The organism is Halioglobus sp. Uisw_031, from assembly GCF_047729875.1.
Lineage (GTDB): Bacteria > Pseudomonadota > Gammaproteobacteria > Pseudomonadales > Halieaceae > Marimicrobium.
Map to the genome: position 1 here is coordinate 1,872,077 of NZ_CP159826.1, position 13,014 is coordinate 1,885,090.

Annotated in this window: 17 protein-coding genes; 2 read left to right on the forward strand and 15 right to left on the reverse strand. The window is 52.0% G+C overall.

Annotation, left to right across the window (positions count from 1 at the left end; all coding sequences use genetic code 11):
- Positions 1-75: 75 nt before the first annotated feature.
- The 5 genes from ABXT62_RS08505 to ABXT62_RS08525 all read right to left on the reverse strand — a co-directional run bounded on the left by ABXT62_RS08505 (position 76) and on the right by ABXT62_RS08525 (position 4,683).
- On the reverse strand, positions 76-975 hold the full coding sequence (locus ABXT62_RS08505; protein ID WP_415354811.1) for a 5'-nucleotidase: 900 nt from the start codon (positions 973-975) through the stop codon (positions 76-78).
- Between the two features lie 73 nt (positions 976-1,048).
- Positions 1,049-2,395: an alanine/glycine:cation symporter family protein gene (locus ABXT62_RS08510; protein ID WP_415354812.1), complete on the reverse strand. Its 1,347-nt coding sequence runs from the start codon at positions 2,393-2,395 to the stop codon at positions 1,049-1,051.
- 25 nt (positions 2,396-2,420) lie between these two features.
- The gene (locus ABXT62_RS08515; protein ID WP_415354813.1) at positions 2,421-3,431 is read right to left on the reverse strand and encodes a 1-aminocyclopropane-1-carboxylate deaminase/D-cysteine desulfhydrase; all 1,011 of its coding nucleotides are present in this window, start codon (positions 3,429-3,431) and stop codon (positions 2,421-2,423) included.
- A gap of 2 nt (positions 3,432-3,433) precedes the next feature.
- Positions 3,434-3,769, reverse strand: coding sequence for a preprotein translocase subunit YajC (gene yajC / locus ABXT62_RS08520; protein ID WP_415354814.1), 336 nt, complete (start codon positions 3,767-3,769; stop codon positions 3,434-3,436).
- Positions 3,770-3,900: 131 nt separating this feature from the next.
- Positions 3,901-4,683: an exodeoxyribonuclease III gene (locus tag ABXT62_RS08525; protein WP_415354815.1), complete on the reverse strand. Its 783-nt coding sequence runs from the start codon at positions 4,681-4,683 to the stop codon at positions 3,901-3,903.
- A gap of 167 nt (positions 4,684-4,850) precedes the next feature.
- Between ABXT62_RS08525 and ABXT62_RS08530 the strand changes: the two genes are divergently transcribed.
- Positions 4,851-5,348 carry a MarR family winged helix-turn-helix transcriptional regulator gene (locus ABXT62_RS08530; protein ID WP_415354816.1) on the forward strand — a complete coding sequence of 166 codons (498 nt, stop codon included), beginning with the start codon at positions 4,851-4,853 and terminating at the stop codon, positions 5,346-5,348.
- A 79-nt stretch (positions 5,349-5,427) separates the two neighbouring features.
- Here the strand turns inward: ABXT62_RS08530 and ABXT62_RS08535 are convergent, their stop codons facing one another.
- From ABXT62_RS08535 to moaC, 10 genes are all read right to left on the reverse strand, one after another.
- Positions 5,428-5,880, reverse strand: a complete 453-nt coding sequence (locus tag ABXT62_RS08535) for a nuclear transport factor 2 family protein (protein WP_415354817.1) — start codon at positions 5,878-5,880, stop codon at positions 5,428-5,430.
- A gap of 5 nt (positions 5,881-5,885) precedes the next feature.
- Entirely contained in the window at positions 5,886-6,659 is a 774-nt protein-coding gene (locus ABXT62_RS08540; RefSeq protein ID WP_415354818.1) for a hypothetical protein, read from the reverse strand.
- A gap of 9 nt (positions 6,660-6,668) precedes the next feature.
- Positions 6,669-7,538, reverse strand: a complete 870-nt coding sequence (locus ABXT62_RS08545) for an amidohydrolase family protein (protein WP_415354819.1) — start codon at positions 7,536-7,538, stop codon at positions 6,669-6,671.
- A gap of 96 nt (positions 7,539-7,634) precedes the next feature.
- A complete protein-coding gene (locus ABXT62_RS08550) occupies positions 7,635-8,726 on the reverse strand; it encodes an MBL fold metallo-hydrolase (RefSeq protein WP_415354820.1) in 1,092 nt (363 codons plus the stop codon).
- 10 nt (positions 8,727-8,736) lie between these two features.
- A complete protein-coding gene (bcp, locus tag ABXT62_RS08555) occupies positions 8,737-9,213 on the reverse strand; it encodes a thioredoxin-dependent thiol peroxidase (RefSeq protein ID WP_415354821.1) in 477 nt (158 codons plus the stop codon).
- A gap of 79 nt (positions 9,214-9,292) precedes the next feature.
- Complete coding sequence (locus ABXT62_RS08560; RefSeq protein WP_415354822.1) at positions 9,293-9,838, reverse strand: NUDIX hydrolase; 546 nt, start codon at positions 9,836-9,838, stop codon at positions 9,293-9,295.
- Positions 9,839-9,905: 67 nt separating this feature from the next.
- Entirely contained in the window at positions 9,906-10,382 is a 477-nt protein-coding gene (locus ABXT62_RS08565; protein WP_415354824.1) for a flavin reductase family protein, read from the reverse strand.
- Between the two features lie 87 nt (positions 10,383-10,469).
- Positions 10,470-10,946 carry a molybdopterin synthase catalytic subunit MoaE gene (gene moaE / locus ABXT62_RS08570; RefSeq protein ID WP_415358183.1) on the reverse strand — a complete coding sequence of 159 codons (477 nt, stop codon included), beginning with the start codon at positions 10,944-10,946 and terminating at the stop codon, positions 10,470-10,472.
- Between the two features lie 7 nt (positions 10,947-10,953).
- Positions 10,954-11,208: a MoaD/ThiS family protein gene (locus ABXT62_RS08575; protein ID WP_415354825.1), complete on the reverse strand. Its 255-nt coding sequence runs from the start codon at positions 11,206-11,208 to the stop codon at positions 10,954-10,956.
- Positions 11,208-11,699: a cyclic pyranopterin monophosphate synthase MoaC gene (moaC, locus tag ABXT62_RS08580; protein WP_415354826.1), complete on the reverse strand. Its 492-nt coding sequence runs from the start codon at positions 11,697-11,699 to the stop codon at positions 11,208-11,210. The genes ABXT62_RS08575 and moaC overlap by 1 nt, the downstream gene beginning before the upstream one ends.
- 161 nt (positions 11,700-11,860) lie before the next feature.
- Between moaC and ABXT62_RS08585 the strand changes: the two genes are divergently transcribed.
- Positions 11,861-12,877, forward strand: coding sequence for an LLM class F420-dependent oxidoreductase (locus tag ABXT62_RS08585; RefSeq protein ID WP_415354827.1), 1,017 nt, complete (start codon positions 11,861-11,863; stop codon positions 12,875-12,877).
- Positions 12,878-13,014: the final 137 nt, after the last annotated feature.

Genomic DNA, 13,014 nt, shown 5'->3' on the forward strand with positions numbered 1-13,014 from the left:
CCATGCCTTATGCACAATAGTCATTAATGACCTAGTCTACCAAACTTAAACTAATAAAGGCTTTCAATATGAGTATCAGGAGTTGGCTATGCCGTGTGGCACGTGGCCAGTCGCCACATGAGGACTCGCAGAATCGCAATGCGTCTGCTGATCATCAAAAAAGACATCTGCCTGATAAGCCCTCAAGAAGTCAGTCTTGTTAAGACCACCAAGGAAAATAGATTCATCAATACGTATATTCCATGCCCTCAGAGTGCGGATCACCCGCTCGTGGGCGGGCGCCGATCGGGCAGTTACCAGAGCTGTTCTGATAGGAGCCTCGGTAGGGGGGAAAGACTGCTGCAAGCGGTGTAAAGCCGCTAGGAAAGGCTTGAACGGCCCTCCCCTGAGAGGCTCTTTGGCTGCAGCCTTCTCACTCGCGGTAAAGGCCTCAAGGCCGTCACGCTTGTAGACCTGCTCCGCCTCATCGGAAAAAAGCACCGCGTCCCCGTCAAAGGCAAACCGCAACTGCTCGCTATCTGTACCTCGGCCTCTGCGCGATACCAACGTGGCCGCAGCCACGCCACACTCCAAGGCATGACGAACATCCTGCGCTTCATTGGACAAAAATAATGTGCAACCAAACGCGTTAATGTATCGCCAGGGGCTCTCTCCACCGCAAAAGGCTGCCCGGCTGATATCCAACTCATAATGTTGGATGGAGTTGAATACACGCAGGCCTGTATCAGCACTATTGCGCGAGAGCAGCACGACTTCAACTTGCGCGTCTTTGTCGAGGCTGCGATTGAGTCGCAAAAGTTTATTCACCAGAGGAAAGGCTTCTCCGGGCTCTAGGGGTTGTTCCTCGCGGGCAACCTGGTAGTTTGAGTAGGCCTGTAAGCCCTCTTTCTCAAACACCTCATGGCTATCATCCAGATTGAACAGTGCCCTGGATGATATCGCGATAACGAGCTTGTCATTCAATTGAGCGGGCATACGGCATAGCATACTTAACTGTTCTGTTACCTGCCAGTGGTTCTGTGCCCCACAACACCTAATGTGCTCTGCTCTACACCGAATGAGGGTCTTTTTTGCCTGCCGGCTCAAAGTAATCCTTGGTCAGCTTGAACACTAATGGCGCAAGCAGAAGAAGCGCTATGAGATTAGGAAGTGCCATAAACGCATTGAGCGTATCGGCGACGAGCCAGACGAACTCAAGTTCCATTAACGTGCCCAGGGGAATTGCGAGCACCCAAGCGATCCGAAATGGCATAATGGCTTTTGTTCCAAACAGGAAAACTACACAGCGCTCACCATAGAATGACCAGCCGATCATGGTAGTGAAAGCAAAAATGCACAGACCTAAGGCGACAATATAATGACCGCCCGGCAAGGCATTGGAGAAAGCCATCGCAGTAAGGTTCGCACCGCTGACGCCAGTGGGCCATACATCCATAATGACGATGACAAGCCCGGTCATGGTACAGATCAACAGTGTGTCGATGAAGGTCCCCAACATGGCGATCATGCCCTGCTCTACTGGCTGATTGGTGCGCGCTGCCGCATGCGCAATCGGCGCGCTTCCGAGCCCGGCCTCGTTGGAAAAAATCCCCCGGGCAACGCCAAAGCGCAGAGCCGCCCAAACAGTCGCTCCGGCAAAACCTCCTGTCGCAGCAGTGGGTGTCAGAGCGCCGCTGATAATGGTGTTAATCGCACTCGGCACTTCGGATATATTCAGCGCAATGACAATCATCGCCATCAATACGTAAGCAACAGCCATAAACGGCACCAGCCAACTCGCGACCACAGCAATACGACGGATTCCGCCGAGTATAACCGTTGCAACTAGCACCATGAGCACAAGCCCTGTTACCAAAGGTGGCACCGAAAAAGACTCGCGCAACACCTCAGACACGGAATTTGATTGCACCGTATTGGCAATACCAAAACCGGCGAGACCGCCAAAAATTGCAAATGCCACGCCCAACCAGTGCCAACGCTTGTGTAAACCATTTTTGATGTAGTACATGGGGCCACCACTAAAGTGGCCCTGCTCATCAGTCTCACGAAACTTTACGGCGCAGAGCGCTTCTGCGTATTTGATGGCCATCCCCAACAGCGCTGTGATCCACATCCAGAACAATGCACCCGGACCGCCCAAAGCAATAGCGGTCGCCACACCCGCTATATTACCTGTGCCTACAGTGGCTGAAAGAGAGGTCATCAACGCACCGAAGGGGGAAATATCGCCAGAGCCATCACCCCGTCCACCCCGAAATAGCAAACGTATACCCGCTGGGAGCTTGCGCACCGGCAGGAAGCGCAACCCCAGCGTAAGGTAAAGGCCTGTTCCCAACAGCAGGGCTAGCATTAGCGGCCCCCAAGCCCAGTCATTGACTGTGGTTATTATGTCCATAGTGCCGCTCTCTTATTCAGACTTTTTATTGCGCATCCACAGTGGCGATGCTGAAACCACTGCGCTGAGGAAATACGCCAAAAATACCGCCCGTATGAACAAATACAATATCGCGGCTGCCCTCGAATCGCCCATTGCCGATTTCCGCTAGCATACCGGCGAAGGCCTTGCCGGTATAAACCGGGTCGAGAACGAGACCTTCCAGTCGGCCTAATTCAGCAATAAGCTCAAAAATTTCAGGATCTGCAACAGCGTAGCCTGGACCCACATAACCATCCAGAACTCGCGGCTCTATCGCGACATCTGGAGCTTCGGGGTATCGCCGTCGCCAATCGGCGGCGTCACTGGCAACCTTATTGAGGAAATACGTCTCATCATCACAAACATTAATGCCCCATACCGTAGCCGGTAACTTATGCAGCGCTGCCCCAAGGGTCAATCCCGTCTGTGTCCCACCGGACCCAGTCGCGGTAATGACATGTGCACGTTCAATACCGTATGTCGTAAAGTCCCGGACCAGCTCCTCACACGCTGCAATATAGCCCCACGCTCCAATGCCGTCACTACCGCCTGTTGGCACCACCAATGCCTTGCGACCCTGCGCGGCGTAGTGTTCCTGCCACTGACGGAACAGGTCATCAAGGTGATTAACGTATTGCTTTAATGGGTAGCAACTGACTGCCGCACCCGCCAGATGATCCAGCAGAAAATTCCCTTCTGGGTCCAGTGGTTCTTCGCCGCGCAATAACAGATGAACCGCTAGTCCCAACTGAGCGCCGGCAAAAGCTGTAGCACGGCAATGGTTGCTTTGTAATCCGCCACACGTCAACAAGGTGTCATAGCCATTATCGATAGCGAAGGCCGTAATGAATTCGAGCTTGCGTACCTTGTTTCCGCTCAGGGTACTACCCGTCAGGTCATCACGCTTGACCCAGATCCGATGACCACACCCCCATTTTTCAGAGGCGCGTTCAAGGTATTGGAGGGGGGTTGGCGACTGAGCCAGATCTATCTTGCGAGGGTAGACCAGGGCCATTTTTAGCCGATGGTCTTTAATGTGCCTTTAGGCAGTACAGCATGTAGATGGACACGCTGGAATTTCATTTCGACATTATTGGCAACATTGAGCGTCATATAATTATCATCCAGCGCCGTCACCTTGCCCAAAATTCCCGACGTAGTAACAACCTCATCACCCTTGTTCAACTCTGACACCATTTTTGTATGTTCTTTCTGACGTTTACGCTGTGGACGGATAGCAATAAAGTAGAAAAGGGCAAAAAGACCTACCAGAAACAATATCTGGAACATATCTCCGCCGACCGGACCGACTCCCGCATCTTGCGCATAGGCACTGTTAATAAACAAACTCATTAAACATTTCTCCCGTAGATAAGCTCATAAAATAGCGTAGAAAACAGCGTGTAATTTACAGGGTTTCACTCCATCCCGCAATGAATCCTGGCCTGAGTAGAGCTTCTCCGCGGCGGCAATTGACCAGACATTCAAGCAGGGATGTCAACGTCATATTCCATGATTTGCGGCGCATGGTCAGAAAATCGCTGATCCCTGTAGATTGACGCTGACCGCACTTTGTCAACGAGCTTGGGGGTTATGACCTGATAGTCCAGTCGCCATCCGACGTTATTGGCTCTGGCCTGCCCCCGATTGGACCACCACGTATATTGCTCTGGCTCAGTATTGATCACGCGAAAAGAATCCACATACCCTAGCTCGTCATAAAGCACATCAAGCCAGGCCCGTTCTTCGGGCAGGAAGCCGGAGTTCTTGCGGTTACCGCGCCAATTTTTAATGTCGATGGCCTGGTGGCAGATGTTCCAGTCAGCGCAAATAATCAGTTCACGACGCTTGCGCCGCAGCGCTTTTAGATGCTCCATAAAAATATCCATGAAGCGCAGCTTTTTTTGTAGGACTTCATCACTGCTTGATCCAGACGGCATATACAAAGAGATAACGCTCAACCCTTTAAAGTCTGCCTGGATATATCGTCCCTCGGAGTCTGCGGGATCCCAGCCCAGCCGGGTAATGACCTTCCGCGGTTTGACCTTGCAGTACAGCGCGGTGCCACTGTATCCCTTTTTGACCGCGTCGTTGTAGAAGCAGTAGTAACCGGCCGGAGAAAAAACCGGGTCGCTCAGTTGATGTACCTGAGCTTTAGTTTCCTGAATACAAACCACGTCCGGCTGTTCTGCCTGTAACCAATCGAAAAAGCCCTTTGCCGCTGCCGAGCGGATACCGTTAGTGTTACAGGTGATTATCTTCGCCATTGTCCTATTCCGTTAGTCACACCAATCAGCAGTGTACCGGAAGGATCTTGAAAGGATCAATTGCCGCAAGAAATTTAGGGGTGTCAAGGTGACAGACGCAAACTTTGCGCTACACTTTGAAGTGTATGGCAATGACGGCCCCAACAACCATAAGAAAGGAGATGCCCGTGACCAAGACTGCCGCAGAGAATAATCAGGCGATAGCCTCTCAATTATCCAACAATTTGCCTCGCCTATTGCGAGAGCTCTCGCGCGATTTTGATAGGCGTATCTGCGAGGGCCTTTCCGCACGCGGGCACATCGACATTCGAACCTCGCATAGCACGGTCTTAGGCAATCTCGGGATGGGTGATGTGCGCGTGACAGAACTGGCCAGACATTCCCAGATGACCCAGCAGGCCATGGGGAAAATACTGAGGGACTTAGAGCGCCTAGACTACATCAAGCGCAGTATCGATGACAGCGACAAACGCGCTAAGGAGATTCAATTGACAGAGCGAGGTAGGGTTCTGGCGCAGGACAGTCTAGAGGTTGTCGACCAGACCTGTGATCACTACGCGAGCAAAGTGGGGGCGCAACAACTGGAGGACCTCGAACACAACCTACGCTCTGCCGTGCAGCAGCTGCATCTGCACAATCTGCCTGCGTCTTGGACTGACCCTTAGCGCCTACAGGTTATATCGATACAAATTTATATAAATCAATGATTTATTATAGATACCTAATATAATATCTAACTTTTATCTAGAGATTCATAAAGTCGGGCAGATTGAACACCCAGCTTTTTTCTTCAGCACGCTTGGCAATACGCCAGCCCTTATCGGTGCGACGATAAGTGTCGACATACCAAAGTCCGAGGAAAAAAGTTTGGGTACTCGCCTCCCCTAAGCGCATTTCCATAGGGTTAAAGCACATCACTCGCCCTGTCGCCTCGTCGCCCTGCAGTTGCACCTGGACATTCGCATTGAGATGCTGAGTGTTTGGAAACAGTTCATTAGTAACCGATGCCTTGAGAAATGTAATGGTCTCTTCAAGGTCCCCGACACTGCCACCCATGGCGCCATAGTCGATATGGGCATCCGCGGTAAAAACGTCTTCACGTAACGCATCAAAACGCTTGCTGTCGATCAGATGGGCGTAATGAAACACCAAATCCTGAATCTCAAAGCGGTCTGACAGCTCTTGTTGCGATAACATAAGTCTTACTCCTGCAAAAAATCCAGCGGTAGTGCGATGTAATCCTGATACATCCTGTCCCGATGTGCTTCTAAACGCGGTGTCAGGCAGGCCCGCGTAGCCTCATCGACTGACGCATACGCCGTGCGCATGTAGTCTGGCATCGGATTATGCTCAGGGCCAAGAGGCTTTACCATACCGGCAAAATTGGCCCAGTAAAAATCCGCTGCGGTGACGGTAGACCCCACCATGAAATCACTGCCTGCTGCCTCCTGCCGCAACAACCTGCCATCTAACTCAGCACTCATAGCCTGCAAACGCTCGATGGCAGCCGCATAAGTCTGTTTAGACCAGCCGTATTTCATGCCCAGACGAACGGCTATGTCTGGCGGCTCGTCCAACAACAGCATTGGGGCCAGTATTTGTAGACGTCGCTGCCAACCGAAACCATCAGCGCCTGCGATCAGCGCAGAAACTCCCAGAACATCGATTCTGGCGCCGCAGTCTTTCGGTACCAGTGGACGCTCGGGCGACAATCTCTCTGCCAACATCAATAGGTCGAACCAATGGCAGACAGGCGGGAAGTCCTTATACACGGCAACCGGTGCTGATGTTTGTCCTGTCCATTTTTGCAAGGCATCGTTGTCACCGCCGCCTTGCTGAAGTATCGGCGTGTACTCAATATTCTTGAAAGCAAGTATCGCTTTCGCCGCCTCGCCCCAAGGCCCTGGCACACCCGCGGTCAAGACCAAACGCAGGCCGGGTGCTGACATCCCTTCCTCTACGCTGAGGTACTTCATTGCAATCGCTTATTCATCGAGCTTAAACACCTTGATAGCGTTTTCTCGCAGAAATTTTGGCCACACCTCATCGCGAAACGGCACGTCGGGCATTTCACTGAAAATTCGGTCTAACGATAGGCCCATAGGAAAATAGCCGGCGTACATCACCTGACCAGAGCCGCGCTTATTGGCAAAGTCGATAATGTCAGGCGGGTAATGCTTGGGCGCAAATGCGCTGGTCATATAATATAAATTGGGATACTTGAGCATCATTTTCCATGCTACATCGGTCCAGGGCTCACAACCGTGGCGGGTCACCACTCGCAGTTCAGGAAAAAACCATAGCACCTCATCCAGTAATTCAACTTTCTGTGGTCCGAACGGCACCCGTGGCCCGGGAACCCCCATACACGGGCAGAAGGGAATATCCAGCTCCACAAGCTTGGCATAGATCGGGTACCACTTCTTATCGTTGACCGGCACCGGTGGGCAGATCATGGCGGGGGCAGCTGTCACCGCTTTTATATCAAACTCCTCATGCATCGCGACAATCTTGCGCACCTCGTCCATGCCCCTGTTGGCATTCGCCTCGTAAGAAGCAAAAAATCGGTCTGGATGCGCGCGCAGGGCCTGTTCCTGTAAATCGCTAAAGCCTAAGCCAATCATGGCGCGCTCTATGCCATGCTTATCCATCTGCGCCAACGTATAGGCGATAGCATCTCCTTTGTTACTGGTATCGGGTATGTCCTTGAACATGTATTGGGCGGGCATGCTAAACAGATCATGACTTTCCCGGTCCATCAACAAGGGCTTAATCCAGTCATAAAAAGTGCTGCTGTCATCGCCGGGTATGGCGAGCATTAAATCGATGACCCCAATATCCTTTGGCATTGGCATGACGCTTAATTCCTTCCTGATACGGCTGGCAGAGTGAGTATATATGCTTCTTTTAACATTATATTCATGGCATAACTAATTGATTATAATTAATATTTATACTTGCATGGGTGCTGCATCATCGGCGTCATGGCGCTGTTTGCGAAGACGCATAGGCAATGTTGAATCTACCGAGGCATAGCGATAACAGCCTAGCTCGTCGACTGTTCGCTCAATCTGTCCCCGGTGGTGCAGGTAATTGAGATGCGCAATACACTCCCCCAATGCCAAACCGAGATTATGATCATCGAGTTTGCGTTTAAACATCACCGGTAGCAGCTCCATCGCGCTGGCTGGATCGCTCAAACACGCCTCTTCCAACGCCAATAAATGCTCCTCATGGTGCTCGATCAAGTACCGCAACCGCTCATGCAGCCCGTAAAATGGCGTATTGTGCGCCGGCAGCACGAGGGTGTCGTCTGGCAGCACCTCGAGAAAATGCTCCAGCGATCTGAACCACTCCTTAAGCGGATTGCCTTCTGGCTCGGAGCCCGAGACACTGATATTGGATGTAATTCTAGGGATCACCTGATCCCCAGAGATCAGAATATTGAGTCCGCTGCTGTACAAGCAGGCATGTTCCGGTGAGTGCCCCCGGCCTATTATCACCTGCCAACGGTTACCATTAATGGATAAAAATCCACCGTCAACCATGCGTCGGTAAGCCGTAGGCATAGGCGTGATGTAGGGTCCAAACCCGCCAAAGTGCTTGCGGGATTTTACAATCTGATCTGGGGTATATCCGGAGCGGGTGAGGTGGCGTTCTGTTGCCCAGTTGAAATGCTCATTCGTGGTTCTGGAAAAGGATAGACCGGTGAAGTATTCAGCCTCGGTCATATAGAAAGGAACCTGCCATTTCTCGCACAGCCAACCTGCCATGCCGGTATGGTCAGGATGGTAGTGTGTCGACACCACCGCCTTCACCGGCTTGCCATTCAGATGCCGCTCAAATACCTTTTCCCACAGTTCCTGGGTTGGACCAATCGCAATACCGGTATCGATTAGCCACCAGCCATCCGTATCTTCAAGCAGATAAAGATTGATGTGGTCTAGTGCCATGGGCAGTGGCATACGCAGCCACAGCACGCCCGGCACAATTTCGCGAATCTCACCCGAGTCGGGCGCATCATCAAATAAATAGTTCAACATAACGTGAGAGCTACAGCCCTAACTCCGTGATCAGCGCAATAACATCGTCATGGTGAGATTTGGTTTTCACCTTACTCATCACATGCTTTATGCGTCCATCCTTGCCAATGATAAAGGTGGTGCGTAACACACCCATGAACTCGCGGCCCATGAATTTTTTAAGGTCCCATGCACCGTATTTCTCGGTGATGGCGTGATCCTCGTCAGAAAGCAGGGTAAAGTTAAGATCTTGTTTTTCGATAAATCGACCCAACTTAGCAACAGGATCGGGGCTAACGCCTAGCACCACAGTATCGATTTTGGCCAGAGCATTCTTGCTGTCACGAATACCACAAGCCTGTACCGTGCATCCAGGGGTCATCGCTTTGGGATAAAAGTACAGCACGACATTCTTCTTACCCTTGAATTCTTTCAGACTGACCTTTTTGCCTTCTTGATCTAACAGGGTGAATGCAGGGGCCACCCCACCAACTTTTGGAAATGCCATGAGTAATTACTCCTTTATATCACTACAATGCAAAATGCATAGCACGCGTCAGACGCGGTAATGATCGCTTAGTAAAATGTCAGCTGCGCTTCGCGCGATGATCTATAGCCGATACGCGCACCGGGAAATGCCCAGCTGCGGCGTCAGAAAAGTATTCTTTGAGTGTCTCTGACACCACTTGGAACGCAATATTATCCCAAGGAATATCAGCCTCAGCATACAGCTGTGTCTCCAGACTTTCAGGCCCCGCACTGTGCTCCCCATCATCCAGGTCGCAGCGATAAAACATGTAAACCTGACTAATGTAGGGCACGTCAAAGATGCGATAAAGGTCGACGTTAGTGACTCGCGCCTTCGCCTCCTCCCAGGTCTCCCGGGTCGCACCTTGCAAAGTGGTCTCGCCATTTTCCATGAAACCTGCAGGCAGCGTCCAGAAACCTTTGCGCGGCTCAATGGCGCGCTTACACAGCAACACCTTACCTTTATAGACAGGCACGCAGCCGACAATGATATGGGGATTACTATAATGGATAAACTCGCAGCTGCTACAGACAAACCGCTCGCGGTCGTCTCCAGCAGGGACTTTAAGGATGACCGCGTTGCCGCAGCTGGTACAGAATTTCATAGGGGCCTGACTCATTTGATGCAAGCGGCACAGTATAAAGGCTTAACCGAGCAATGAGTTAGCCTTACTAGCGCAATTCTCCGTAACGGCCCTGATGAAATAGTAGAGGATCACCCGTTGGTCGCTCATGCATATCCTTTACCAAACCAACGATAATGACATGATCTCCGCCGTCATGGGTTGCGTGAAGCTCACATTCGAAGGTCACCAGCGCGTGACGAATCAATGGCGCGCCATATTTACCCAACCGGTAATGCGAAGGATCCAGTTGGTGTTCGCCCTTTTTGGCATACTGATTCGAGTGGCTCTGCTGCTCACTGCTTAATACGTTGATGGCAAAAAAACGTGGCGTGGCGAAAACATCGTAGACGTCAGAGTTATTTTGCAGTGACCACAGCACGAGCGGCGGATCCAGGGACACTGACGAAAACGAATTCGCCGTCATGCCCAGAGCCTTTTGTGTGTCTGACACAGCGGTGACAAGGGTCACACCCGTGGCGAAACGCCCTAGGGCGTTTCTAAAATCTCGTACGTCTAAACTCATTGCTCACATTCTCTACGCATAATCACTACTGTTAATGCTGTAGCTCATTGGAGCCCAGCCGCAGCAGTGGCACATCCCCTATTCAGGCTATGGGGTACTGTCATCCTGCCATCTAGCGGCTCTAGATTCATCATCTTGTCTGGCCGAAACCCAGATTTCGCCGAACGGGCCCAATTCCTTCTTCCAGAATGGCGCGCGGGTTTTTAAATAATCCATGATAAATTCGCAGGCGCTAAAGGCCGCTTCTCGGTGCGTTGATGCGACCCCAACCCAAACGATCTGGTCTCCCGGAGACAATCGCCCTACCCTATGCACCACCGATGCCGCCAGGAGGGGCCAGCGATCAGCAGCTTCATCAATAATTGTCTTAATGCTCTGCTCGGTCATGCCCGGATAGTGTTCTAACTCCAGCGTAGACACCTGCCTATCGTCATTGGCACGACGTACATATCCGGTAAAAGTGGCGACAGCACCTTCTGCAGATAGGCCCGACAAAAGTCCGCGCTGTAGCCCCGCCACATCAAAATCAGCTTCGTGCACGTTGATACTAATGTTTTCCAAGATCGCCACCTCAGCCACCGGTCACCGGGGGAAAGAATGCAATTTCATCACCGTCATTCAATTGACAATTGTCGTTAACCACCTTCTGATTAACCGCGCGAATCATGTTGTCCTGCGTCAGAATGTCACGCCAAGATTGGCCGTGCTCAGCGCACAGCTGTTCCTGCAGCGTATACAGGTCTAATCCGGTATCTGGCCAGTGTAATTCCAAACCAGAGCACGCCAGTTCTTCTCTTGTGCGAGCAAAGAACAACACTTTTAGCATCAGGGGGCACCCTCTACTTCGCGTTGCCACACGCCTGAGTCACCACCCTCCTTTCTTAGTAGGTTAACGCCATGAATTTCCATGCCCCGATCCACCGCTTTGCACATGTCATAAATCGTGAGCGCAGCGATCGAGGCTGCCGTCAATGCTTCCATTTCTACTCCCGTTTTTCCTGACACCTTACAGCAGGCCTCGATGGTCACCCGATTCAACTCAGGCTGCAGCTCAAAGCTGACCTCTATCGAGGTCAACATCAAAGGATGGCAAAGCGGAATAAGCTCCGCACACTTTTTTGCGGCCTGAATGCCCGCGATGCGAGCGACCGCCAATACATCGCCTTTTTTATGTGCGCCCTGTTGCAACAGGGCGAAAGTTTGCGGCTGCATCGATATGGCGGCTGCAGCGATAGCCACGCGTTCGGTCATGGCCTTATCTCCAACATCCACCATATGGGCAGCGCCTTGATCATCGAGATGGGTGAGTCGGCTCATTAATTACTCCGCTGGCGAGGACTTCGTGGGGGCAGAGTCTATCCAATGCCGTCTCTGATTGAAAATATAATTGATCGGTGAAGTCAGCGAAATTGGCCTCACAGCACTTTCTCTCAGGACAATCATTGGCGTACAGTGAGCGTCCGCAAAAGGAGACCACTATGTCGACACTTTCTCTGGGCCTGCAACTGGGCTATTGGGGCGCACTAGCGCCAGGAAATGCTCATGTTGAACTTGCGCAAGAGGCCGAGCGTCTGGGCTTCGATTCTGTGTGGACAGCAGAATCATGGGGCAGTGATTGCTTCACTCCACTGGCATGGATAGGTGCCCACACAAAAACGATTCGCCTGGGCACCTCGGTCGCCCAGTTGTCGGCACGCACCCCGGCGGCCTGCGCCATGGCAACGCTGTCAATAGACCACTTATCGGGTGGGCGCATGACACTTGGGTTGGGCGTCTCAGGCCCGCAGGTGGTAGAGGGCTGGTACGGACAGCCTTACAGCAAGCCGGTGACTCGCACGCGTGAATACGTAGACATTATTCGTAAGGTGCTGGCGCGTGAGGCACCTGTTACCAATGACGGCGAATTTTATCCACTGCCTTATAACGGGCCCGGGGCATGGGGCATGGGCAAGCCACTTAAATCAATCACGCACCCGCTACGGGCAGACGTTCCCATCTTTATTGGCGCCGAGGGGCCCAAAAATGTCACACAAACAGCCGAGATTGCCGATGGCTGGCTGCCCCTCTACTACTCACCCTACCGACAGGATGTTTATGCTGATCAACTAACCGCTGCCAAGCCTGGCTTTGAGATCGCACCCACCGTATTGGTCAATATTAATGACGACATGGAGCAGGCGCTTTATCCCGTCAAAGCCATGCTGGGATTCTATATTGGTGGTATGGGAGCGGCCAAGCGCAACTTCCACAAGGAATTGATGGCACGTATGGGCTACCCTGAGGAAGCGGATCAAATTCAGAAGCTGTTTTTTGAGGGTAAACGGGATGAGGCCATAGCGGCAGTGCCAAGTGAGTTCGCCGATGAAATCTCCCTGTCTGGCCCTAAGGATCGCATCAAAGAAAAACTCAAGGACTGGGAAAACTCGCCTGTCACCTCGTTGCTGATTAACGGCGATATCAATCTGCTCAGAACGATGGCGGAGATCGCAATCTAGGGCTGCTAGGTCAAACCCGGTCTGTCATGACTTGCCAGATCGGTAAAACGACACTGCCCGCATTCGTTGTAGCGGTGCAAGGCTTGGATGCCCCGTCTAAACCGCAGTGGTATGGGGCTCGATGGCCCGCTAAGCAG

Bases quoted from the DNA above. Each gene is read 5' to 3' on its own strand.
- ABXT62_RS08565 (WP_415354824.1), bottom strand. From the start codon at position 10,382: ATGAGTTTAGACGTACGAGATTTTAGAAACGCCCTAGGGCGTTTCGCC.
- moaC (WP_415354826.1), bottom strand. From the start codon at position 11,699: ATGAGCCGACTCACCCATCTCGATGATCAAGGCGCTGCCCATATGGTG.
- ABXT62_RS08560 (WP_415354822.1), bottom strand. From the start codon at position 9,838: ATGAAATTCTGTACCAGCTGCGGCAACGCGGTCATCCTTAAAGTCCCT.
- ABXT62_RS08505 (WP_415354811.1), bottom strand. From the start codon at position 975: ATGCCCGCTCAATTGAATGACAAGCTCGTTATCGCGATATCATCCAGG.
- ABXT62_RS08525 (WP_415354815.1), bottom strand. From the start codon at position 4,683: ATGGCGAAGATAATCACCTGTAACACTAACGGTATCCGCTCGGCAGCG.
- ABXT62_RS08510 (WP_415354812.1), bottom strand. From the start codon at position 2,395: ATGGACATAATAACCACAGTCAATGACTGGGCTTGGGGGCCGCTAATG.
- bcp (WP_415354821.1), bottom strand. From the start codon at position 9,213: ATGGCATTTCCAAAAGTTGGTGGGGTGGCCCCTGCATTCACCCTGTTA.
- ABXT62_RS08550 (WP_415354820.1), bottom strand. From the start codon at position 8,726: ATGTTGAACTATTTATTTGATGATGCGCCCGACTCGGGTGAGATTCGC.
- ABXT62_RS08545 (WP_415354819.1), bottom strand. From the start codon at position 7,538: ATGCCAATGCCAAAGGATATTGGGGTCATCGATTTAATGCTCGCCATA.
- ABXT62_RS08535 (WP_415354817.1), bottom strand. From the start codon at position 5,880: ATGTTATCGCAACAAGAGCTGTCAGACCGCTTTGAGATTCAGGATTTG.
- ABXT62_RS08585 (WP_415354827.1), top strand. From the start codon at position 11,861: ATGTCGACACTTTCTCTGGGCCTGCAACTGGGCTATTGGGGCGCACTA.
- yajC (WP_415354814.1), bottom strand. From the start codon at position 3,769: ATGAGTTTGTTTATTAACAGTGCCTATGCGCAAGATGCGGGAGTCGGT.
- ABXT62_RS08540 (WP_415354818.1), bottom strand. From the start codon at position 6,659: ATGAAGTACCTCAGCGTAGAGGAAGGGATGTCAGCACCCGGCCTGCGT.
- ABXT62_RS08575 (WP_415354825.1), bottom strand. From the start codon at position 11,208: ATGCTAAAAGTGTTGTTCTTTGCTCGCACAAGAGAAGAACTGGCGTGC.
- ABXT62_RS08515 (WP_415354813.1), bottom strand. From the start codon at position 3,431: ATGGCCCTGGTCTACCCTCGCAAGATAGATCTGGCTCAGTCGCCAACC.